We start from the raw sequence: 21618 nt of genomic DNA on the forward strand, positions 1-21618 counted from the left end.
GCAGCTACACGTTTCGCCCGGAAAGCGCAGTCAGGGGTGCCACAGGCCGGTGAACTATCCTGTGTGTCGGCGTATGACGGCAGGAGCGCGCACAAAACTACGCTTTAACCGGTCACCACCCCCTTGACAACAGGAGCACCACCTATGACTCACAACCGCACCCGCGCACTCTCCCTCTCCGCCCTGGCACTGGCCGGCGCCCTGGCCCTGTCCGCCTGCGGCGGCGGTGGCAGCGAGGACGCCGAACTGGGCTCCGAGGAGAATCCGGTCCAGCTCGGCGTGGTGGGCGCCTCCGAACCGTACTGGACCACGTTCGAGGAGGCCGTGGAGGCCGAGGGCATCGCGTTGGAGATCGTGGACTTCACGGAATACCCGCAGGTGAACCCGGCCACCGCCGAGGGCGAGCTGGACATCAACCAGTTCCAGCACATCCAGTACCTCGCGGACTACAACGTCGCGTCGGGGGATGACATCCAGCCGATCGGCGCCACCGCCATCTACCCCATGGGCCTGTACTCCGAGAAGTACGACTCGGTGGACCAGATCCAGGAGGGCGAGACGGTGATCGTCCCCAATGACACCGTGAACCAGGCCCGCGGCCTGCTCGTGCTGCAGTCGGCCGGGCTGATCACGCTCCAGGACGGCGGCAACGCCTCCTCCACCCCGGAGGACATCATCGAGGAGGAGTCCAAGGTCGAGGTCTCCGCGCTGGACGCCGCCGTGACCGTGACCTCCCTGCCGGACGTCGCCGCCGCCATCGTCAACAACGACTTCATGGGTGACGCTGGTCTGACTCCCGAGGACGCCATCGCCCAGGACGACCCCGAGGACCCGGCGGCCCTGCCCTACGTCAACATCTTCGCCACGAAGTCCGAGGACAAGGACAACGAGGTGCTGAACCAGCTGGTGGAGATCTACCAGACCAACCAGGACGTTCTGGACGGCGCCCAGGAGTCGGCCGGCGGCTCCGCGGTGTTCCTGCAGACCCCGGCGGCGGAGCTGCAGGAGTCGCTCACGAGCACTGAGGAAGCTCTCCGCAACGCAGGCTGATCCCCGGCAACCGGGCCCGACGCCGGCCGGCACCTTCCGCTGGGAGGCGCCGGCCGGCGTCGGGCGTGGTGGGCACATCCGTGCCCAGGTCAAAAGGTGCCCGAACCGAAGGAATTGCAGGACAATCACCCCATGCCCCACATCGCCCTGAAGGACGTCACCAAGGAGTATCCCGCGCCGCAGCGCGGTCACGCCCCGACCGTGGCGGTGGACCGTGTCAGCCTCGAGATCGAGAAAGGTGATGTCTTCGGCATCATCGGCTATTCGGGCGCGGGGAAGTCGACCCTCGTGCGCCTGATCAACGCCCTCGAGCCAGCCACCGCCGGCTCGATCGAGATCGACGGGACGGACATCACCCGGCTCTCCGCGGCTCGGCAGCGCCAGATGCGCACCGGCATCGGGATGATCTTCCAGCGCTTCAACCTGCTCAGCTCCCGCTCGGTGCGCCGCAACGTGGAGTACCCGCTCGAGGTCGCCGGGATGGGCAAGGCCGAGCGAAGGAGGAAGGCGCTCGAGCTGCTCGACTTCGTGGGGCTCGCGGACAAGGCCAGTGCCTTCCCGGAGCAGCTCTCCGGCGGTCAGCAGCAGCGCGTCGGCATCGCCCGGGCCCTGGCCGCGGACCCGCCCATCCTGCTCGCGGACGAGGCGACCTCCGCCCTGGACCCCGAGACCACGGACGAGGTCCTGGACCTGCTGGCCAAGGTCAACCGGGAGCTCGGCGTGACGATCGTGGTCATCACCCACGAGATGGACGTGATCGCCCGGATCGCCACCAAGGTCGCCGTGATGGACCGCGGCCAGGTGGTGGAGGCCGGTGAGACCTACTCCGTCTTCACCAACCCGCAGACCGCCACATCCAGGCGCTTCGTGCGCACCGTGGTGCGGAACCTGCCCACCGGCGACGAGCTCACCGAGCTGCGCGCCCAGCACGAGGGGCGGTTCTTCACCATCTCGTTCACGGACGAGGGGGCCACCGAGGCCCGCGTCTTCGGGGCACTGGCGCGCGCCGGCGTCGACTTCAACCTGGTGTACGGCGGCGTGGACTCCATCCAGGGCCGCGTCTACGGGCTGCTGACGATCGCCGTGCGCGGGGAGGCCGCGGCGGTGGACGAGGCGATCTCCTCCATCGGATCCGGAGTCACCGTCGAGGAGGTGCACGCATGACCATCATCGATCAGATCACCGAGCTGATGCCGACGCTGCTGGAGCAGACCGGCATCATGCTGTGGATCGTCGCCCTCGCCCTCGTCTTCGGCGGGATCTGCGGCCTCATCCTGGGACTGCTGCTGTATGTGACCCGCAAGGGCGGGATCATGCAGCAAACGGCCGTCTTCTGGGTCATCAACATCCTGGTCAACACGTTCCGCCCCGTGCCGTTCATCATCTTCATCGCAGCCATCCAGCCGTTGGCGCGGCAGGTGGTGGGCACCGGCATCGGCTCCGACGCCGTGGTGTTCGGCATCTCGATCGCGGCCAGCTTCTTCATCGCCCGGCTCGTGGAGCAGAACCTGATGGCCGTGGATCCCGGCGTGATCGAGGCGGCCCGTGCCATGGGTGCCAGCCCCTGGCGCATCGTCCGCACCGTGATCCTGCCGGAGGCCCTGGGCCCGCTCGTGCTGGGCTACACCTTCGCCATCGTCGCCCTGATCGACATGTCCGCCGTGGCCGGCATCATCGGCGGTGAGGGCCTGGGCAACTACGCCGTCTCCTACGGCTACCGCCAGTTCGACCCCGTGGTCACGTGGACCGCGCTGTTCATCATCGTGATCGTGGTCCAGGTCATCCAGGCCCTGGGCAATATCCTGGCCCGCAAGATCCTGCGGCGGTAGACCGACCGTCCACTCTCAGCCATCCTGCCGAGCCACAGTGTTGATCACTGTGGCTCGGCTCGTTAACGGTGGCCGGTGACATCGTGGCGGCATCAACTTTACAGGTGTAAAGTTTTCTCCCGTCAGCCACTGAAGCAGGAGTCATCGATGAGCGAGCAGTCGTCAACGGATCATCGCGAACAGCACCAGGATCAGCCGTCGGTCCCGCCAGGACGGTCACTGGCCCCCTTGGTGGACGCCGTCACGGCGATGCTGGACGAGGGCTCCCAGCGCGGTGCCGACCCCGCCGCCCTCAACGTGGCGGACATCGCCCGCCGCGCCGGCGTCAGCCGCCCCACGTTCTACAAGTACTTCCGGGACGTCCCCGCCTTGGTCCGTGCGGCCGCGCTGCAGCGGATGGAGGCCACGTTCGAACGCGTGCCCGCGGTGGAGATCGGGGACACCTGGACCATCTTCGCCCGGGACACCTTCCAGACCCTGCTCACCGACCTGGCCGAGCGCCGCCGCTTCTACCTCTCGGCCATCGCCCTGAACCCCACGGACGTGGCCAGCGACTTCGTCCGCTACATCTCCCACCGGCTCCTGGCGCACTCCCCCCTCGGCCCGATCATCCACCGCCGCAAAGGCCCGGACACCGCCGCCGAGCGCGCGGAGTTCCTCGCCGCCGGCACGGTCTGGCTGGTGCAGCAATGGCTGGCCTCCTCCACCGACCCGCTCGGCGAGGTCCCAGAGATGGTCGAGCGCCTCTCCGCCCTGCTCCTGTCCAGCTCAGGCGCCACGGAGCAGGAGATCGCCACGGTCCGCTCGGCCTCACCGGCTCCCATCACCTTCTCCACACACCCCGGCACGACGCCGGCCGGCTCCTCCCCGGAAGGGATCGCCTGATGGCGCAGCACCAGAACCACAAGCCCACCTTCCGGCTGCGGAACAGCACCACGCCGTGGCCGAGTCCCGGCGCGCACCACTCTGCCGCCGAGGACCTCCAGCCCACGAAGGCCGGGACGTCAGCGCTCCGGAAGTACGGTCCCATGGCCTGGTTCGGCGTGATCCTGCTGGCCCTGGCCATCATCCCGTCCCTGTACTCAGGACTGCTCACCGGCTCCAACATGGACCCGACGGGTCACCTCGATGCGGTGCCGGCCGCCGTCGTGAACCTGGACGAGCCGGCTGAATCCCAGGGCGAGACCATCCACCTGGGCGAGGACCTGACCGAGGAACTGGTGCACCCGGCCGAGGACGCGGACAACCTGGACTGGCAGCCCATGGATGAGTCCGAGGCACAGACCGCCCTGGAGTCCGGGGACGTGCTGGCCGTGCTGACCATCCCGGGGCAGTTCTCCGCGCACGCGGCCGGGCTGTCCACGGGCGAGGCGGCGGACGCGGAGCAGTCCACCCTGCGTATGCAGACCAATGACGGCGCGAACATCATCATGGGCACCATCGCGAAGACCATCGGCGAGACCGCGTCCAGCACGGTGGCCCAGGGCATCGGCGAGGAGTACGTGAAGAACGTCCTGCTGGGTTTCACCGAGGTGCATGACGGCATGCAGGAGGCCGCCGACGGCGCCGGGCAGGTGGCCGAAGGTGCGCATGATGCCGAGAGCGGCGCCGGAGACCTGGTGGTCGGGATCGACCAGCTGGCGGACGGCTCCGTCACCCTGGACAGCGGGGCCCAGCAGCTCGCCGAGGGAGCGGCCGCCGCCAACGCGGGCAGTCAGGACCTCGCCCAGGGCGCCTCCTCGGCGAACGACGGCGCGCAGCAGCTCAGCTCGGGGCTGGACCAGATGCGGTCCCAGACCGAGTCCCTGCCCAGCCAGACCCAGGCCCTGGCGGACGGGGCCGGGAAGGTGGCGGCCGGCGTCGGGCAATTGGACCAGGGGGTCACCGCCCTCGAGGACACCGCGGGCACCCTCTCGGGCGGAGCCGGGCAGTTCGCCTCGGGAGTGGACGAGGCCGTGGCCGGCGCGCAGCAGCTGCGGGACAGCGCGGGCGCGGTGGTGACCGGCGTGCAGCAGGTGCAGGGCGATGCGGGCACAGTGGAGGAGCGGATCGCGAACCTGCAGGCCGCCTACGATTCGATGACCGACGAGCAGCGCCAGGCCGCCCTCACCGAGCTGGCCGACGGCGCGGGGCAGGTCACGGCCGGCGCCGAACAGGCCGCGGCCGGGGCGTCCACGGTGAACGAGGGGCTCGGCGGGATCGTCGGGGACACCTCCTCCGGCACGGGGCTGACCGGCCTGCAGGACCGCGTGGACGAGATCGCCTCTGCGGCGTCCACGGCCACCACCACGGTCTCCGAGGTGGCGGACAATATCCACACGCTCTCGGACGGCGCCGACCAGGTGGCCGCGGGAGCGCAGACCCTGGCGGACAGCTCCGGCGCGTTGACGGACGGGATCTCCACGGCCGCCACCGGAGCGCAGACGCTGGCCGACGGCACCTCGCAGCTGAGCGACGGCGCTGGCCAGCTGGCCTCGCAGATGCCGGCACTGGCCTCCGGTGCGCAGGAACTGGCCGCGGGCAGTTCCGAGCTGTCCTCCGGACTCGCCACCGCCGATGACGGTTCACGCGAGCTTGCCTCCGGGTTGGGGGAATTGTCCGATGGCTCCGGCCAGCTGTTCACATCCCTGCGGGACGGCACGGCGGACGTACCGAGCTACACGGATCAGGACGCCTCGAGCATCGGCTCCGTGGCCGCCCTGCCGGTGAGCGCGGACATGGAACGCACCAACGAGGTCCCCTCCTACGGCTACGGACTGGCCCCGTACTTCATGGCCCTGGCCCTGTGGGTGGGCGCCCTGGGGTACTTCCTGATGCGCCCGGCCGTCCGCGAGACCATGATCGCCGAGCGCAAACCCCTGTGGCGCGTGATGCTGCGCTCGGCCGCGTTGCCCGCGCTGATGGGCGTGGTGCAGTCCCTGCTGATGGTCTCGGTGATCGTGTTCGGCCTGGACCTGACCCCTGCCAACGCCTGGGGCCTGGCCGGCTTCGCCGCGCTGACCTCGGTGACCTTCATGGCCATCAACCAGGCATTGATCGCACTGCTGGGACCACCCGGGCGCTTCTTCGCCCTGATGCTGATCGTGCTGCAGCTCTCGGCCGCCGGCGGCACCTATCCCGTCCAGACCGCGCCCGCGTTCTTCCAGGCGATCCACCCCTGGCTGCCGATGACCTACGCGGTGGAGTCCTTCCGGTCGTTGATCGCCGGCGGGACGATCGGCGTGGGCCAGGGAATCACGGTGATGCTGATCTGGATGGGTGTCGCGGTGGTGATGCTGGCGGTGGCCGTGGCGCTCAAGGGCGTCAAGGCGCGTCAGGCCACCTCCGCCTCGGGTCGGCCCGAGGGGCAGGCTGCGGTGGCCACGGCCTGACCCGCCTCAGCGGCGCCCCACCAGGTCCGCCGGCGAGTCCACGGGCAGTCCCAGGTGCCCGCGCAGGGTGCTGGACGCGTACTCGTGCCGGAAGACCCCTCGCCTGCGCAACTCCGGCACCACGTGGTCCACGAAGATCTCCGCCCCGGAGGGGAAGGTGTCCGGCATGATGTTGAAGCCGTCCCCCGCCCCCGCCAGGAACCACTCCGTCAGCGTCGCCGCGATCTGCTCCGGTGTGCCGACGGCCAGCCGGTGACCGCTGCGGATCCTCCGGGTGAGCTGCCGGGGTGTCAGGTCCTCCTTCCGGGCGAGGTTGAGCTGCGCCTCGAGGAATCCGTGGCTGGTGCGCACGGAGTCGCTGGGTTCCGGGAACTGCTCCCAGGGCAGGGGCCGGTCCAGGTCGAGTTCCCGGGCGTCGATCCCGAGACGCCCGGCGATCAACCCGAGCTCCTGGTCCAGAGACAGGTGGGAGTCGAGCTCATCGGCCTTCCGGTGTGCCTCCTCCTCCGTGGAGCCGATCACGGTGGAGAGCCCCGGCATGATCTTCAGGGTCTCGGGGTCCCGGCCGAAGCCCGCGGCACGCCGCTTCATCTCCCGGGAGAAGGCGATGCCGTCCTCAAGGGTCGTCTGGGTGGTGAAGATGGCGTCGGCGTGCTTCGCACCGAGGTTCTTACCGCCTTCGGACGAGCCGGCCTGGACGATCACCGGCCGGCCCTGTGGGGTGAGCGGGAGCGTTCCGGCCCCCTCCACGGAGAAGAACTCCCCCCGGTGCTCCACGGAGTGCACCAGGGCCCGGGTGCCGTCCGCCCGCTCCACGGCGTCCGGCTCCCAGCTTCCCCAGAGCCGGGTCACCACCTCCACGAACTCGTCGGCGCGGCGGTACCGGTCAGAGTGGAACGCGGCACCGTCCTGGCCGAAGTTCCGGGCCGCGGCATCGCCGGCGGTGGTGACGGCGTTCCAGGCCGCCCGGCCGCCACTGACGTGGTCCAGCGAGGAGATCCTGCGGGCCAGGTTGTAGGGGTGGTTGTAGGAGGTGGAGGCGGTGGCGATGACCCCGATCCGCTCGGTGGCGGCCGCCACGGCCGTCAGCAGGACGATGGGATCCAGTTTCCCCGTGGGTTGGGCGGGGTCCCCCTGGAAGGCGGGGCCGTCCGCCAGGAAGACGGCGTCCAGGGTGCCCCGCTCGGAGATCTTCGCGATGTGGGTGAAGTATTCGACATCCGTGGTGGCGGTGGCGGGCACCTCCCCGTACTGACGGGCGGCCGCGTGGCCACCCAGACCCAGGATGTTCATGCCGATGCTCATCTGCCGTGATTGCCGTGATTGCCGGGTCATCGGGTGGCCTCCCGGGTGGGGCGCGGCACGGCGTCGATGAGCGCCCGCGTGGAGGGCTGAGTGGATTCCTCGAAGACCTCCCGCACCGGGCCGGACTCCACGAGCGCACCGCGCTCGAGCACCGTGACGGTGTCCGCCACCTGCCGGATCAGGCTCAGATCGTGGGAGATCAACAGGAACGTCAGGCCGTACTGATCCCGGACATCGAAGAGCAGGTCCACGATCTGCGCCTGCACCGTCACGTCCAGGGCGGACGTCGGCTCGTCCAGCACCAGGACCGAGGGCGAGAGCACGAGGGCTCGCGCGATGGCCACCCGCTGGCGTTGGCCGCCGGACAGCTGGCTGGCCTTGCGCCGCCAGAGGTCGCGGCCGAGGCCCACGCGATCCAGCATCCTCTGGGCCTGTTCCAGCGCCTCCCGGCGTCCGAGTCCGCGGATCCGCAGCGGCTCGGCCACGAGCCGTTCCACCGGGATCCGTGGGTTCAGGGCCGAGAGCGGATTCTGGTAGACGAGTTGCAGCCGTTCCGGAGAGGTGTTCACCACCCCGGGCGTCCGCCCCAGCCGCTCGCCGAACACCTCGACCTCGCCGCCGTCGAACCCGGTCAGGCCGGCGACGATGCGGGCGATGGTGGTCTTGCCCGACCCCGACTCGCCGACGAGCGCGTGGATCTCCCCGGCCTCCACCTCGAACCCCACGTGATCCACGGCGCGGACGCCGGGCACGAAGGACTTGGACAGGCCGCGGACGCTGATCCCCCACGCTGCGGGCTCACGTCCGGCGGGGGTGCCTCTCCGCCCCTCCGCCGCCTCGGCGAGCCGGTCAGCGTACTTGTCCGGGTTGAGGGCGGGCACGTCGGAGAACAGTTGCCGCGTGTACTCGTGGACGGGACGGTGCAGCACCTCGTCCACCGGCCCCTGCTCCACCACGCGGCCGTGCCGCAGCACCACCACGCGGTCCGCCCGCTCTGCTGCCAGGGACAGGTCGTGGGTCACGAGGATCAGCGTCAGCGAGAACTCGCGCTGCAGTGAGGTGAGCAGGTCCAGGATCCTCTTCTGCACGGTCACGTCCAGGGCGGAGGTCGGCTCATCCGCGATCAGGACCTCGGGCCGGCCAGCGAGGGCGCTGGCGATCAGCACGCGCTGGAGTTGACCGCCGGACAGCTCGTGTGGATAGGAGCGGTAGCGGTGCGCGGCGTCGAGGATGCCCACGTGATCCAGCAGCTCCAGGGCCGCCTGCGCCGCCTCGGTGGAGCCCACGCCACGGGCCTGTGCCACCGACTCCGCGATCTGCTGGCCCACCGGCATCAGGGGGTCAAGGGAGCCCAGGGGGTCCTGGGGGACGTAGCCGAGGACGGTTCCCCGCAGTGGCCGCCACTGCCGGTCCGTCAGGGAGGTCACGTCCCGGCCGCCCAGCGTGAGCTGCCCGGCCTCGATCCGTCCGTTGTCCGGCAGCAGCCCGGCCAGTGCGGAGACCACGGAGCTCTTGCCGGAGCCGGATTCGCCCACCAGGGCGACGGTCTCCCCGCGGGGAACCGTGAAGGACACGTCCTGCACGCCGGTGGTGCGCCCCTGGGGTGAGCTGTAGGTCAGGTGCAGGCCGTGGACCTCTGCGGCGAACGGCCCGGCGGCCGCGGCCTCGTCAGGGCCGATCGCCGCGGATCGGGGCAGGGTGGTGGTGAGCGTCATCAGGAGAATTCCTTTCTGAGCCGCGCCGCGAGGCGCTGCAGGTGGGACAGCGAGAGGACGGTCAGGACGATGGCGAGTCCGGGACCGATCAGGAGCCAGGGGGCGGACATCAGGTACTGCCGCCCCTCGGAGACGAGCAGGCCCCATTCCGGTTGCGGTGGCACCGCGCCGAAGCCGAGGAAGCTCAGGGCGGAGATCCAGATGATGGCCCCGCCGAACTGCAGGGGGATCAGCGTCAGGACGGGGCCCAGGGAGTTCGGCAGGATGTGGTGGACGAGCGTGCGCGTCCGGCCCGAACCCTGGTGCTGAGCGGCCTCCACGAATGCCGAGTTCCGGACGCGCAGGACCTCCGAGCGGGTGATGCGGGCGAAGTTCGCGATCGAGGAGATCCCCACGGCGATGGCCGCGTTGATGGCCCCGAAGCCGAGGGCCACGATGACCACCATGGACAGCAGCAGCCCCGGGACGGACAGCAGCACATCCACGATCCGGCTGACCAGGGCATCCACCCAGCCGCCGAGATACCCGGCGAGGAGGCCGAGGACGATCCCCCCGGCCAGCCCCACGGTGACGGCCACCGCCGAGGCCGAGAACGTGGTGGTGGTCCCGAAGACCAGCCGGGAGGCCAGGTCCCGGCCGAGATAGTCCGTGCCGAGCAGGTGCGCGGCGCCCGGTGCCTCGAGGATCTGCCCCGCCCCAGCCTCCAGGGGGTCGTAGGACGTCAGGAGCGTGGGTGCGGCCACGGCGATCAGCAGTCCCAGGACGAAGAGCCCGGACAACCAGTCCGCGGGCCGCAGCGCACGCAGCACCGCCCGGACACGCTGGCGGCCGGTCTGCCCCGGGGCCAGCCGGGAGTCGCCGTCCGGCTTCGGGGGGCGGCCGTCCCGGGGCGTGAGGACGCCGGCGGTCGGCAGGGAGGTGGTCATGACGTTCCTTTCGGGAGGCTCGCGTTCAGGGCACCGGGACGCCGCGCCGGACGCCGGGCCACCCGGGACTCCGTGATCACGATGCGGGGGTCGATCAGGGGGTAGATGAGGTCGGCGATCAGGTTGACCACCGAGTACAGCGCGGCCACGAACAGCACCACGGCCAGGACCACGGGCGAGTCCTGCGAACGCACGGCCTGCTCCGTCACCAGGCCGAGCCCGGCCCGGTTGAAGACGGACTCCACGATCACGGATCCGGCGATGAGGTCCGCGATCGTCAGGGCCAGCAGGGTCAGCGCCGGGATGGAGCCGTTGCGCAGCAGGTGCCGGCCGATGATCCGCGAGCGTGACAGGCCCTTGGCCTGGAGCACCTTGACGAACGGCTGGTCGTTCGCCTCGCTGAGGCCCTGGATCAGCACCTGCGTCACGGCGGGGCTCACGGCGATGCCGAGGGTCAATGCCGGCAGGATCAACCCCGTGGGGCCGTCGGTGTCCAGGGCGGAGACCCAGCCGAGCTGGTAGGAGAACACCTGCAGCAGGAACAGCCCCACCAGGAAGCTGGGCGTGGACAGTGCCAACGAGGGGTAGACGTTGAGGGCGGCCCGCACTGCCGCCGAACGGCTGAACACGGCGAACACGGCCACCAGCGTGGCAATGAGCACGGCAATCCCGAAGGCCACGAGGGCCAGCAGCAGGGTGGAGCCGATGCCCTGGGCGAAGAGATCTCCCACGGCCCGGCCGGTGCCCAGCGAATAGCCGAGGTCCCCCTGGAACAGCCGTCCGAGGGTGATGAAGAACTGCTCCACGGAGGACTGGTCCAGGTTGTAGTACTCGATGATGACCTGGGCTTGTTCCGGTGGAACCGGGTTCTGCGGGTTCTCCAGGCGGTTGCGGACCGGGTCCCCCGGCAGCGCGAAGAGCACCCAGTAGGTCAGCAGGTACACCAGGGCCACCACCAGCAGCGCGTGTCCCGCGCGCCCGGCCACGTACCGTCTCATGCCGTGCCCGACGCGCGGTCGCCAGGCTCGGGGCGAGGCGGCGGTTCCCGAGGCATCGGCCTCGTCCTCCGGGGAGACGGTGCTTCCCGGTGCGGCGGGGTGCTCCCGGACCCCGGCCGTCACTTCTCCTCCGTCCAGGCGCCGTAGAACAGCGGGCGGGCCTCGGCGCTGAAGCCGAAGTCGTGGACGGTGGGCTGCACCGCGAAGATCTGGGAGTCCTTGATCAGCGGCACGCTGTAGGCCTCATCGATCACGTGGTCCTGGAGATCACCGAGGATCTCCTCGCGTTCGGCGGGGTCCGTCTCCGTGGCCTGGGCCTCGAAGAGCTCCTCCAGCTTCGCGTCCCCGGAGGGCAGGGCGAATCCGTTGGTCCCCTCCGGGTCCCAGGAGGTCCTCAGGGTGGCCCACGGGGCCGGGTAGGGCCACCCGGAGCGAGTGGCCGCCACGTCCTCCGCGGCGTAGGCGGCCGAGACCTGCGAGTAGTCGGCGTCCCGCAGTTCGAGGTTGATGCCCAGCTCCTTCAGCTGGGCCTGGACCAACTGGTACAGCGGGCGGGCGGTGCTGTCATAGACGTCGATCACCGTGATCAGGTGCAGCTGCTCGCCGTCCTTGACCCGGTACCCCTCGGCATCACGTTCCGTGTAGCCGGCCTCGTCCAGCAGCTGGTTGGCGTGGTCCGGATCGTACTGCAGGGTCTCGCTCGCATCCTGGAACCCGAAGGCGTCCTCGGTGACGATGCTCTGCGCCACGTCCCAGTTCTCCGTGTAGAGGTCCTCGACGATGCGCTCCCGGTCGATCCCGTCCCGGATCGCCTGCCGGACCCGGACGTCCTGCAGGGCGGGGATCTGCTGCTTCAGGATCCACTGGTTGGTGGCCCCCAGCCCCTGGGCGGAGATGATCTGGGCCCCCTGCTCCGCAAGCTGGGTCTCGTCACTGGGCTGGATGTAGCGGATGGCGTCCGCCTGCCCGGAGCGGAAGGTGCCGATGCGCACGGTGTCATCCGTGACGGCGCGGACCACCACCCGGTCCAGGTAGGCCTCCCCCTCGTGGCCGACGCCCTCGGGCGCCCAGTCGTAGCCCTCACGCTTGGCGAAAACGATCTCCTCGCCGTACTTCTCGCTCTCCACCACGAAGGGGCCGCTGCCGATGAGCCCGGTGATCTGCTGCTGCTCCTCCAGTGAGGCCTCGATGGTGGCATCGGCCACGAGGGAGGCGGACCAGCCCGAGAGGACGTCGAGGAACTCGGCGTACGGGTGCTCCAGGGCCACCGTCACGGTGTCCCCCTCCGATTCCACGGACTCGACCGCGGGGAACTGGTTGTTCGGCTGGATGCCCTTGGCCTCGTCCCCGTCGGCCTGCCACTGGAGGTTGCGTTGCACGCTCGCCGCGTCCAACGGCGTCCCGTCCGAGTAGGTCACCCCCGGGCGGATGGTGAACTCGTAGGTCAGGCCGTCCTCGGAGACGTCCCAGGACTCGGCGATGTACGGGAGCAGTTCCCCGGTCTCCGGGTCCTTCCAGACGAGCCGGTCGGTGACGTTCTCCACGTAGGCACTGTCCTGCCACGTCCCGGCGCCCTGGAGCTGGGTGGAGCGGGAGGCCTCGGCGTCGAGGTACGTCAGGGTGCCCCCCTCCTTCTCCACGGGTCCGGTGGAGGCCGTCTGACCGGCCGGGCTGCAGGCGGCGAGGGCCAGGGCCAGGGGCGCCGCGGCCAGCCACAGCGTGGTCCGGCGGGATGTTCTGGCGGGATGGTTCTGGGTGGTCATGACTGGTTCTCCCCGGTGATGGTGGGTTGGCGTGCTTCGATGAGGTGCCGTGTCGAATGGGTGATGAACGGCCCGTGGGTCTGGATGTGGTCATGCAGGTCCTTCAGCCGACATCGGTGGTGCGCCACGGTGAATCCGGGCACCCACCAGATGACCTTGCGCAGCAGGTAGACCACGGCGGCCACGTCATGGATCTCGATCCTCAGCCGAGCCCTGCGGAGGTCGACGACCTCCAGTCCTGCCGCCCGCGCGTCGTCCGCCTCCGCCTCCGGGTCCCGCACGTGGCGGGCGCCCGGCTGGGGGCCGAGGAAGAACTCGATGAGTTCGAACGCGCTGGCCGGGCCCACGTGCTGGGCGAGGTACGTGCCCCCGGGCTTCAGGACCCGGGCGATCTCCTCCCACCAGAGGCTCGCGGGGTGCCGGCTGGAGACCAGGTCGAACGCGGCGTCGGCGAAGGGCAACGGCGGTTCGTCCTGGTCGGACACCACCACCACGCCACGGGGGTGCAGCCGTGCGCTGGCCCGCGCGAGGTTCGGCGCCCAGGACTCCGTGGCCACGGCGGTCGGCGGGAACACCTCAGCCTGGGCCAGGACCTCCCCGCCGCCGGTCTGGATGTCCAGGGAGGCGGAGGCATCCCGGAGCCGGCGGGCCAGGTGGCCGGCGTACCCCCACGGGGGGCGTTCCTCGGTGGCCCGGCCCTCCAGCCAGGAGAAGTCCCACCCGGTCACGTCCGCGGATTGACCGGCCTCGAGCAGTTCCTCAAAGGTGGCGGCCATGGTCAGCGTCACCCCGACCGGCATTGCCTGCTGGCCCGGCTTGGCCCTCTGGGGCCTCCTGGGCGTCCTGGGCCTCCTGGACGGCCGGGCCTCCCGCCGGTCCCTTGCCGCCCCACAGCGCGAACTCGCCGGTCAGCAGGTACTCGCCGACCGCCCGGGCCCGGTACTTCGCGGGGTTGTGGCTGGCGATGGTGCGGGCGTTGCGCCAGTGCCGGTCCAGGCTCCGGCTGGTGCTCGTGGCCGAGGCCCCGCCCACCTCGAAGATCTCGGTGGTGGCCCGCTGCACCAGCTCGAGGACCACCAGCTGCGCCTGGAACACCTCACGGGCCAACTGGCCGGACTCCTCCGCCAGGGACGCCACTGCCTCCGGAGTCCCTTCCCGGGCACCGTCAGCAGCCTTCCGCGCATACGCGTCCAGCGCCGCCACCTGCCCCAGCGCGATCAACCGGGCGGCATGGGCCTTGGCGGCAACCTCCCCGACCACGGTCTGGACCACATCCTCCTCCCGGGGAGCCAGCTCGCCCCGGTGGGCAAAGGTCCGCCGGCGGGGGCGGACATAGTCCACCGCATCCTCCACCGCCGACTGGGCCACTCCTGCCGCCACCAGGAGCAGGATCACCTGGAAGAGCCCGACCCCGAACCCGGCATGCGGATCCTCCGGCTCGAAGGCGCGGATGTCCTGTGGGTCCACCGGGACCTCGGCGAGCGTGAGGCCACCGCTGGCGGTCAGCTGCTGGCCGAAGCCGTCCCAGTCGTCGGCCACCCGCACCCCGTGGTGGGAGGCGTCCACCAGCACCGAATGCCGGGTCTCCCCTCGGACGGCGGACAGGGAGATCCAGTCCGCGTAGATGCTGCCGGTGGTGTAGTACTTCGTCCCCGTGACGGTCCACCGCCCGCCGCGCTCCTCCAGCCGGGTGGTGATCTCCGTCAGCTCGTTGCGCTCCGAGGCGGCATTGCCGATCAACGCCCCCGCACCGATCCGGCGCAACCACTGATCGCGGTGGCCCCCGGGGGGCCGCAGCAAGAGCCGCTCCAGGAAGGCGATGTGCCCGCGCAACAGGTGGGCGACATTCGAATCCGCCGCGGCCAGGTCCACCAGCAGCGCGGCGAACTCGCTCAATCCCACTCCCCTGCCCCCGAACTCGAGGGGAACACGCAACGCGGTGAAGCCCGTCTGCTTGAGCTCCTCCACCACCAGGAAAGGAAGCTCCCGTGACCGCTCGCGCTCCACGGCGCCTTGTCGAACGCGGCGGAACAGGGGGGCGAACTCGGCGCGGAGCGCTTCGGTGCTCACATGGGCCGGCGTCGGGGTAGGTGAAACAGTGGTCATGGGCGCCCTCTCGGATGGCCTCGCCGGGCAGCGATCATCCTTCAGATGTCTTCAGCCGGCTGTACTTGCCGGTCACCGCTGCGGGCCGGCCGAATCATCACCTGGTGCACCCCACTACAGCGAGAGGGTTGCAGTCCGGCCAGCCAGGGCTTCGCACCGGAACTCGTGATTCTGGGAACGAGGCTATGAGCTCAGCGCCTGGTCCGCATCACCGGTTTAATGCGGCGACTTCTGCGGCCCGGCGGGTGCTCCGACCCCGCGGAGCAACGTCCCGGAGCGTCATGAGAGGGCAACATGTCTCCTCATGAAGCGACAGGGACGCGGACAGAAGACTAGTCATCTCAAACGCAATGTCTACGGCCGAACGACTACCAGTTGATGAGTGCCAGAGTTCTATCGTGTCCGGGGCGAGGCTCAACCTGGCGGCGTCCTTCATCACACCTCACCGGAAGCCATCGCATGTCCCACTTGGCCTACTGCCCAACCTGTCAGAACCCGTATAGCAAAGGTGCCCCGTACTGCTCATCATGCGGCAACTCACGGTATTCCGCCCCCGCGGTAGACCAGAGCAACAACGCTGGGGGCACGAACATGCACGCGGGCCGGGACATCCACCTCGGAGATACAGAGCGATGGGATACGCGGACCAAAGCTGTCATGGACCGTGACGCCAAGCGGCCGGTCTGGCCTGCCGACCGGATCTCCGCCATCTCCGGAATCATGACCATCGCGTCCTTCCTCGGTATCGGGTGGCTGCCTGATCTGACTGCTCCCCTCGCGCTCTTCGCCATGGCGCTCGGGATCGTCACGCTTCTGGCCTTCGCTGCCGGTAATGACCTCAGGACCTATGGAACACACGTCCTGCCTCTGAGATGGGGCACCCTCGAACGCGCCCAGGACGGATCGACCTGGCTAACCGATCCTGTAGCTGCATGTCCGTGGTGCCCAAAGGACCGCCCTGGGGTCATGCACGTCGAGCGCTCACCCAGTGGCCCTCAGTGGGTTTGCGCCAACTCTCCGAACCACCATGACGGCTTCGACGGCACCCAGTTGCCGACCCTTCCAACCGACAAAAGCGAAGTTTCGTAGCACTTCGCCCCGCTGCCCGCCCTCTCTTGATTCCGACTTTCCGCCGACAGACCACCCAACAACTTCAACAGATAGACGCTTGGTTTGTTTCACTCTGGAAGATACAATCAAAGCATGAGCACGAGAATCGCGCTTCGCCAGCTTGCCGACCTGTCGTCATCCCAATGGGGGATGTTTACAACGGCCCAGGCAGCAGCACAGGACGTCTCTCGGCTTGACCTTGCACGCCTCGCAGGCTCCGGTGACATAATTCGGTTGGCTAACGGCGTCTACCGAAATGCCGGCTCACCGAGTGACGAGTACGAAGATCTACGTGTCGCGTGGCTCAGCACCGATCCTCGCCGTCTCGCAGAGGTTCGCCTCGGCGATCAACTGCCGAGCGTGGTTGCCTCTGGCGCCTCGGCTGCATGGCTCCACCACATCGGAGACCTGCCTGCAGATCGACACGAGTTCACCGTTCCGACACGGAGGCAATCCCAACGTCCTGAAATCCGGTATCGAATGCGGCAACTGCATGAGGCGGAAGTGACCGTCGTTCATGGGCTGCCCGCCACCACACCCGAACGCACGATCGCCGATCTGGTGGACGCACGCACGGACCTCACATTGGTCGCCGACATTCTGTCAGAAGCAATCCTCAAGGAGACGTTCAATCTCGACCGGCTGGCGGAGGCCCTCGCTCCCCTCGCAGCACGGAACGGGTTCGACCAGGATGACGGGAAAGCACTTCGGAGACATCTTCTCGAACTAGCTGAAATGGATCTTCCATCACTGGCTCACCAGATCGCCTCCGAACGGGACCTCTCGGAGGCGATTCTCCAGGTGGTCACTGCATCCCCGGCACCGAACCATGCTGCCGCCCGCTTTGATTCGCGGATCGTCAGACTCAGCCGTGCAGCTGTCGCCTCGGCCCAGCGCTCGACGGACCGGAAAAACGGTGAAGGACATGAGTGAGCCTGTGCCCTATGGAAGCGCTACGGCAGTCGAGGCGGCAATCCGCGAGGCAGCTCGGCGGGCCTCGATCCATAACCGCTCCACCCCCATTTCAGCGCACATCCGGCAAGAGCACTTTCGGCGATTCCTGAGCAGGGTTTTCTCAGAAGGAGAACAATCCGAATGGCTCCTCAAAGGCGGTACTGGAATGCTGGCCCGCGTTCCAGCCGCGCGGGCGACGAAAGACGTGGACCTCTACCGCTCTGGATTCAGTCTGAACGAGGCTCTGGTTGACCTTCGCCGCCTCGCGAGCGTGGATCTCGGCGACCACTTTCACTTCGTCTACGCTGGCCACACTGCCACCCTCGGTGGCGGAGACCAGCCGTACACTGATGGATTCAGAGTAGTCTTCGATGCCTACGTCGGCGCGCAGAAACGATCCCAAGTCAAAGTCGACCTCGTCGTAGGTACTGGACTGACGACACAGCCTACGCTGCAAGCACCAGCCAACGGGCTCCCACTTCCCCGTCTCGTGAGCCACGACTATCGTCTTTACCCGGTCGTCGATCAGATCGCCGACAAGGTCTGCGCCACCATGATGATGTACTCAGGCAGGCCATCGAGCCGCGAGAAGGACCTCATCGACCTCGTCGTCCTAGCCGTGACCCAACCAGTGAACGGATCCGAACTAGGCCGGGCCATCCGGTTCGAAACGCGCCGCAGGCGGCTTGATACGATTCGCACCTTCAACATTCCAACCGCGTGGGGCTCCTCATACGCCGCGATGGCCAAGGAGATTCCACTCTGCAGTGACTTCCGCACCATAGATCAAGCCACAAAACTGGCGTCCGCGTTCTTAGATCCGGTTCTGACCCGGCCCGTTACTTCCATCCAGTGGTCGCCACAAGAACGACAATGGGTACCGGCGCCGAGAACATCAGGTTGAAGGCCATGCCTTCGCACGCCGCGATAGCCGCCGCAGCGGTTCCACGGTGCCCAGGCCTGGAGAACCTCGCACTTTGAGGGCAGTTAGAACCAGCTCCGACTGCGCCTCGGATCCTCGGACCCCGGCCACATCAACCCGGCCGGAGTCCTCCCGGCTGGTCAGGTACCACCGGGACTTGCCCCAGCCGTCATGACGCTCGTGCGCCTCGACGGCAGCACGCACCTGGTTCAGGACGATCTGACTGGCGCGTTTGTAGGCGATTGCCGCATGCGCAGCGATGGTGCGTGGAAGAGGCCGATGCCTGAGGGCTTGGGTCTCAAGGCCGCCAAGAGACGGCGGGCCGCGAGCTGACGCCTACGCCTTTTCGGGCCAGCGATAATGGGCGCATGCCTTCCGCTGACGAGCTCTTGGGGCCAATTGCCGCCACTGCTCTCACTCGCTCCATCCAAGACCTCATGCCCGGAGCCGAGCTGCACGAGCTGCCACGTGCCGCCGATTCGCTCACCGGCCTCGCCCTCCGCGAGCGCGCGGACCTCCTGCGGGACGCTCTTCTCGCCGACCTCCCGGGCGACTACCAGTCACTCGCCCACGTCATCCGTCAGGCGAGGGACAGCAGCTCCGACTTCTCCGGCTGGCTCGTCTGGCCGGTTACCGGTGCGGTCGCCGCCCGGGCCGTCCAGGAGGACACCGACGCGGCGTTCACGGATGCCATGGCGCTCCTGGCAGAACTCACGGGCCGGCTCACCTCTGAGTTCGCCCTCCGCACTCTCCTGCGTCACGACCTCCCCCGGGGGCTGGAGGTCATCACGGGGTGGACGGATTCCGCGGATGAACACATCAGACGCCTGGCCAGTGAGGGCACTCGCCCCTACCTACCGTGGGCGGTGCGCGTCCCGGGAATCACTGCCCATCCCGGCGTGACCGTGCACCTCCTGGAGGCCCTGTACCGGGATCCCAGCGAGTACGTTCGGCGTTCGGTGGCCAACCACCTCAACGACCTCAGCCGAGACGATCCGAGCCTCGTGGTCGAGACGGCCCAGAGGTGGCTGGACGCGCCCGGCCCGGCCACTCCGGCGCTCGTGCGCCACGGCCTGCGCACCCTCCTCAAGAAGGGCCACCCCGGGGCCCTCGCCCTTCTCGGGTTCATGCCTGCATCAGTAGAAGTGGACGGGCTGCACCTCGCCGAGACGCAGGTGCCCTGGGGCGGGGAGGTCCGCTTCACCGCGGCGCTGCGCAACAGCGGCCCGGAGCCCGCCCGCCTCGCCATCGACTACGTGATGCACCACCGCAAGGCCAACGGCACCCTCAGTACCAAGGTCTTCAAGCTCACCACCCGGGACCTGCCCGCCGGAGACGAGATAGTCATCAACCGGACGCACTCCTTCCGGTCGATCACCACCCGCCGTTACTACCCCGGTGGTCATGCGGTCGCGCTTCAGGTCAACGGGATCGCCACCGCACCGGTGCAGTTCGAACTACTGGCCGCAGACGACACTCCCGGTTCCTGACCCTGCCCGCACCTGGACCACCACCTCGCCCGCTCCAGCATCTCCGCTCACTATTATGGGGAGCATGCCGCGGCGGGTGGACGACTTTCGGGGGCTCACGCAGAAGAGCCGATTGCGGCTGCTGCACGCCGTGCAGCGCATCCCGGGCCGGCTCCTGCAGGAGCTCGCCGAGGAGACCGGGTTGCCCCTGAACACCGCCCGCGATCACCTGCGGGTCCTGGAGGACGAGGGGCTCATCGCCAGGGCTCCCGTCGAGACCGGCCGGCGGGGCCGGCCACCCAACGGGTACTCCCCCGTACGCCACACCGAGCACAGCCCCGTGGCGGAGCGGCGCGCCCGAACGGCTCAGGAACGGGGCGATACCCTCCGTGGCTTGGACCCGGAGCTCGACCATCGTGACGCCCTCGGAGACGAGGCGGTCCATCAGCTCGACGCCCTCTACGAGCACCTCGAGGACGCCGGCCTGGAGCCCGAGGTGAACGAACGTGATCTCACGATCGGGCTGCTGCCCTGCCTCTACGAGGAGATGATCGACGCGGATCGGCCGGCGGTCTGCTCCGTGCACGCCCGGCTCGTGCGGGACCAGCTCGAACAGGTCCCCGGTCCGCTGGAGCTGCGCCGCCTGCATCCGTTCGTCGGTCCAGAGCGCTGTGTGCTCGTGCTCGGACGCCAAGGGGAGGCGGCGCCGTCGTCGCGCTCCGGCGGGATCGAGGCTGATCGCGACGATGCTGACCTGGAGCAGGCGGCCGCGCGGGCGCTGCGGGGCTTGCCCGGCCGCGGGCGAGTGCCGGACCGCGGAGCCCACAGCCCCGAGTAGTCACACCGTCCGGGACTCACCCAACACCGCACCCGCCAGCGTGAGGGTCACGCGGGCTGTTGCGCCCACAAGTCGGGTCCAAACACCTCGTAATGGATGTTCTCGCTTGGCACGCCCTGATCAATCAGGGAGCGCCGGGCCCTCTGCATGAACGGCAGCGGTCCGCACATGAACACCTGTGCGCTTTCGGGGAGCTCGACGTCGGAGAGGTCCATGAACCCGGACTTCGCCGGATACAGGGTCGGCGCTGTCTCCGCGTCGTTGCGGTACCAGTTCTGGGCCCGTGCGTCCGGCATCGCAAGCACCTGCCGGCGCAGTCCGCTGTACAGGGCGTGGTGCGCATGGGACTTGTCGGCGTGGAAGAGCCGCACGGTGCGCCACGGCTGCCGGCGGGAGAGATCCTCCACAATCGCCGCCACCGGAGTGATGCCGATTCCCGCGGAGACCAGCACCAGGGGGGCGTCGCTCTCATCGAGCACCACGTCGCCGGAGGGTTGCGACACGTCGAGGAGCGCCCCCGGCTGCGCGTGCTCGTGCAGCCACCCCGAGACCTGACCGTCCGGGGCGCCCTCCACACCGTGCACGCGCTTGATCGTCACGCGCAGCGAGTCACCTCGCGGTCCCGAGGAGATCGTGTATTGCCGCGGCTGGCGCAGCCCGCCCGGCAGGTCGACGGCGATGGCCACATACTGTCCCGTCCGGTGCGCGGGAATTTGTCCCTCCACCGGGGACAGCAGCAGCGAGAAGACCTCCTCGGACTCCTCGAAACGCTCCACCACGCGGTACTGGCGCCACGGGTTTTGCGGGTCAGTGCCACCCGTGGCGTAGAGCTTGCCCTCCTCGGCGATCAGGGCTGTGGCGAAGAGCCAGTAGACCTCGTCCCAGGCCGCCCCCACCGCGGGCGTGATCGCATCGCCGAGCACCTTTTTCACCGCACCGAGCAGGTAGCGGCCGACGATGGTGTATTCGGGCGCACTGATTCCGAGAGAGACGTGCTTGTGGGCGATGCGCCGCATCACGGGCATGAAGTCCGGTGCCCCGGGATCCAGCAGGTGCACCGCGAACGCCACGACCGAGGCCGCCAGCGCCTTCGGCTGCTCTCCGATGGCCTGGTTCGCCTGGTTGAACACGTTGAGCAGCTCGGGGTGGGCGGCGAACATGTCCGGATAGAAGACTTTGCTGATCTCTTCGGCATGCTCGGCGACGACGCCCGCCGTCTGGGCCACGACGGCTTGGGAATCTGGGGACAGTCTCACGGGAGC

At 68.8% G+C, this 21618-nt stretch carries 18 protein-coding genes and 1 riboswitch; of the genes, 10 read left to right on the forward strand and 8 right to left on the reverse strand.

The window, feature by feature from the left end:
- Positions 1 to 144 precede the first annotated feature (144 nt).
- The 5 genes from BOSE125_RS12655 to BOSE125_RS12675 all read left to right on the forward strand — a co-directional run bounded on the left by BOSE125_RS12655 (position 145) and on the right by BOSE125_RS12675 (position 6250).
- Positions 145 to 1050: a MetQ/NlpA family ABC transporter substrate-binding protein gene (locus tag BOSE125_RS12655; RefSeq protein ID WP_159553055.1), complete on the forward strand. Its 906-nt coding sequence runs from the start codon at positions 145 to 147 to the stop codon at positions 1048 to 1050.
- A gap of 132 nt (positions 1051 to 1182) precedes the next feature.
- The gene (locus BOSE125_RS12660) at positions 1183 to 2214 is read left to right on the forward strand and encodes a methionine ABC transporter ATP-binding protein (protein WP_159553057.1); all 1032 of its coding nucleotides are present in this window, start codon (positions 1183 to 1185) and stop codon (positions 2212 to 2214) included.
- 5 nt (positions 2215 to 2219) lie between these two features.
- A complete protein-coding gene (locus tag BOSE125_RS12665) occupies positions 2220 to 2879 on the forward strand; it encodes a methionine ABC transporter permease (protein ID WP_371300790.1) in 660 nt (219 codons plus the stop codon).
- Positions 2880 to 3026: 147 nt separating this feature from the next.
- Positions 3027 to 3764: a TetR/AcrR family transcriptional regulator gene (locus tag BOSE125_RS12670; protein WP_159553061.1), complete on the forward strand. Its 738-nt coding sequence runs from the start codon at positions 3027 to 3029 to the stop codon at positions 3762 to 3764.
- Positions 3764 to 6250, forward strand: coding sequence for a YhgE/Pip domain-containing protein (locus BOSE125_RS12675; RefSeq protein WP_159553063.1), 2487 nt, complete (start codon positions 3764 to 3766; stop codon positions 6248 to 6250). The genes BOSE125_RS12670 and BOSE125_RS12675 overlap by 1 nt, the downstream gene beginning before the upstream one ends.
- 6 nt (positions 6251 to 6256) lie before the next feature.
- On the opposite strand, the gene BOSE125_RS12680 is transcribed toward BOSE125_RS12675, so the two are convergent.
- The 7 genes from BOSE125_RS12680 to BOSE125_RS12710 are packed head-to-tail and all read right to left on the reverse strand — an operon-like array spanning position 6257 to position 15063.
- Complete coding sequence (locus BOSE125_RS12680; protein ID WP_159553065.1) at positions 6257 to 7585, reverse strand: LLM class flavin-dependent oxidoreductase; 1329 nt, start codon at positions 7583 to 7585, stop codon at positions 6257 to 6259.
- Entirely contained in the window at positions 7582 to 9270 is a 1689-nt protein-coding gene (locus BOSE125_RS12685; RefSeq protein WP_159553068.1) for an ABC transporter ATP-binding protein, read from the reverse strand. The genes BOSE125_RS12680 and BOSE125_RS12685 overlap by 4 nt, the downstream gene beginning before the upstream one ends.
- Positions 9270 to 10196, reverse strand: a complete 927-nt coding sequence (locus tag BOSE125_RS12690) for an ABC transporter permease (protein ID WP_159553070.1) — start codon at positions 10194 to 10196, stop codon at positions 9270 to 9272. The genes BOSE125_RS12685 and BOSE125_RS12690 overlap by 1 nt, the downstream gene beginning before the upstream one ends.
- On the reverse strand, positions 10193 to 11317 hold the full coding sequence (locus BOSE125_RS12695) for an ABC transporter permease (RefSeq protein WP_201301199.1): 1125 nt from the start codon (positions 11315 to 11317) through the stop codon (positions 10193 to 10195). The genes BOSE125_RS12690 and BOSE125_RS12695 overlap by 4 nt, the downstream gene beginning before the upstream one ends.
- On the reverse strand, positions 11314 to 12957 hold the full coding sequence (locus BOSE125_RS12700; protein ID WP_159553072.1) for an ABC transporter substrate-binding protein: 1644 nt from the start codon (positions 12955 to 12957) through the stop codon (positions 11314 to 11316). Before BOSE125_RS12700 ends, BOSE125_RS12695 begins: the two co-directional genes overlap by 4 nt.
- A complete protein-coding gene (locus tag BOSE125_RS12705; RefSeq protein ID WP_159553074.1) occupies positions 12954 to 13733 on the reverse strand; it encodes a class I SAM-dependent methyltransferase in 780 nt (259 codons plus the stop codon). The genes BOSE125_RS12700 and BOSE125_RS12705 overlap by 4 nt, the downstream gene beginning before the upstream one ends.
- Entirely contained in the window at positions 13717 to 15063 is a 1347-nt protein-coding gene (locus tag BOSE125_RS12710) for an acyl-CoA dehydrogenase family protein (RefSeq protein WP_159553076.1), read from the reverse strand. The genes BOSE125_RS12705 and BOSE125_RS12710 overlap by 17 nt, the downstream gene beginning before the upstream one ends.
- 56 nt (positions 15064 to 15119) lie before the next feature.
- Positions 15120 to 15234, reverse strand: a riboswitch (SAM riboswitch).
- A gap of 486 nt (positions 15235 to 15720) precedes the next feature.
- Here BOSE125_RS12710 and BOSE125_RS12715 point away from each other — a divergent pair.
- The 5 genes from BOSE125_RS12715 to BOSE125_RS12735 all read left to right on the forward strand — a co-directional run bounded on the left by BOSE125_RS12715 (position 15721) and on the right by BOSE125_RS12735 (position 20356).
- Positions 15721 to 16152: a hypothetical protein gene (locus BOSE125_RS12715; RefSeq protein ID WP_159553078.1), complete on the forward strand. Its 432-nt coding sequence runs from the start codon at positions 15721 to 15723 to the stop codon at positions 16150 to 16152.
- 114 nt (positions 16153 to 16266) lie between these two features.
- Positions 16267 to 17106 (forward strand): type IV toxin-antitoxin system AbiEi family antitoxin domain-containing protein, encoded by an 840-nt coding sequence (locus BOSE125_RS12720; RefSeq protein ID WP_159553080.1) that lies wholly within the window; start codon positions 16267 to 16269, stop codon positions 17104 to 17106.
- Positions 17099 to 18031 (forward strand): nucleotidyl transferase AbiEii/AbiGii toxin family protein, encoded by a 933-nt coding sequence (locus BOSE125_RS12725; RefSeq protein ID WP_159553082.1) that lies wholly within the window; start codon positions 17099 to 17101, stop codon positions 18029 to 18031. Before BOSE125_RS12720 ends, BOSE125_RS12725 begins: the two co-directional genes overlap by 8 nt.
- 386 nt (positions 18032 to 18417) lie before the next feature.
- Positions 18418 to 19539 carry a DNA alkylation repair protein gene (locus tag BOSE125_RS12730; protein WP_159553084.1) on the forward strand — a complete coding sequence of 374 codons (1122 nt, stop codon included), beginning with the start codon at positions 18418 to 18420 and terminating at the stop codon, positions 19537 to 19539.
- A gap of 64 nt (positions 19540 to 19603) precedes the next feature.
- The gene (locus BOSE125_RS12735) at positions 19604 to 20356 is read left to right on the forward strand and encodes a helix-turn-helix domain-containing protein (RefSeq protein ID WP_159553086.1); all 753 of its coding nucleotides are present in this window, start codon (positions 19604 to 19606) and stop codon (positions 20354 to 20356) included.
- Positions 20357 to 20403: 47 nt separating this feature from the next.
- Here the strand turns inward: BOSE125_RS12735 and BOSE125_RS12740 are convergent, their stop codons facing one another.
- Positions 20404 to 21612: a globin domain-containing protein gene (locus tag BOSE125_RS12740; protein ID WP_159553088.1), complete on the reverse strand. Its 1209-nt coding sequence runs from the start codon at positions 21610 to 21612 to the stop codon at positions 20404 to 20406.
- Between the last annotated feature and the right edge of the window lie 6 nt (positions 21613 to 21618).

The organism is Citricoccus sp. K5 (assembly GCF_902506195.1).
In the GTDB taxonomy this organism is placed as follows: Bacteria; Actinomycetota; Actinomycetes; order Actinomycetales; family Micrococcaceae; genus Citricoccus.

Bases quoted from the DNA above. Each gene is read 5' to 3' on its own strand.
- BOSE125_RS12655 (WP_159553055.1), top strand. From the start codon at position 145: ATGACTCACAACCGCACCCGCGCACTCTCCCTCTCCGCCCTGGCACTG.
- BOSE125_RS12660 (WP_159553057.1), top strand. From the start codon at position 1,183: ATGCCCCACATCGCCCTGAAGGACGTCACCAAGGAGTATCCCGCGCCG.
- BOSE125_RS12670 (WP_159553061.1), top strand. From the start codon at position 3,027: ATGAGCGAGCAGTCGTCAACGGATCATCGCGAACAGCACCAGGATCAG.
- BOSE125_RS12675 (WP_159553063.1), top strand. From the start codon at position 3,764: ATGGCGCAGCACCAGAACCACAAGCCCACCTTCCGGCTGCGGAACAGC.
- BOSE125_RS12680 (WP_159553065.1), bottom strand. From the start codon at position 7,585: ATGACCCGGCAATCACGGCAATCACGGCAGATGAGCATCGGCATGAAC.
- BOSE125_RS12685 (WP_159553068.1), bottom strand. From the start codon at position 9,270: ATGACGCTCACCACCACCCTGCCCCGATCCGCGGCGATCGGCCCTGAC.
- BOSE125_RS12690 (WP_159553070.1), bottom strand. From the start codon at position 10,196: ATGACCACCTCCCTGCCGACCGCCGGCGTCCTCACGCCCCGGGACGGC.
- BOSE125_RS12700 (WP_159553072.1), bottom strand. From the start codon at position 12,957: ATGACCACCCAGAACCATCCCGCCAGAACATCCCGCCGGACCACGCTG.
- BOSE125_RS12705 (WP_159553074.1), bottom strand. From the start codon at position 13,733: ATGGCCGCCACCTTTGAGGAACTGCTCGAGGCCGGTCAATCCGCGGAC.
- BOSE125_RS12710 (WP_159553076.1), bottom strand. From the start codon at position 15,063: ATGACCACTGTTTCACCTACCCCGACGCCGGCCCATGTGAGCACCGAA.
- BOSE125_RS12715 (WP_159553078.1), top strand. From the start codon at position 15,721: ATGGACCGTGACGCCAAGCGGCCGGTCTGGCCTGCCGACCGGATCTCC.
- BOSE125_RS12720 (WP_159553080.1), top strand. From the start codon at position 16,267: ATGAGCACGAGAATCGCGCTTCGCCAGCTTGCCGACCTGTCGTCATCC.
- BOSE125_RS12725 (WP_159553082.1), top strand. From the start codon at position 17,099: ATGAGTGAGCCTGTGCCCTATGGAAGCGCTACGGCAGTCGAGGCGGCA.
- BOSE125_RS12730 (WP_159553084.1), top strand. From the start codon at position 18,418: ATGCCTTCCGCTGACGAGCTCTTGGGGCCAATTGCCGCCACTGCTCTC.
- BOSE125_RS12735 (WP_159553086.1), top strand. From the start codon at position 19,604: ATGCCGCGGCGGGTGGACGACTTTCGGGGGCTCACGCAGAAGAGCCGA.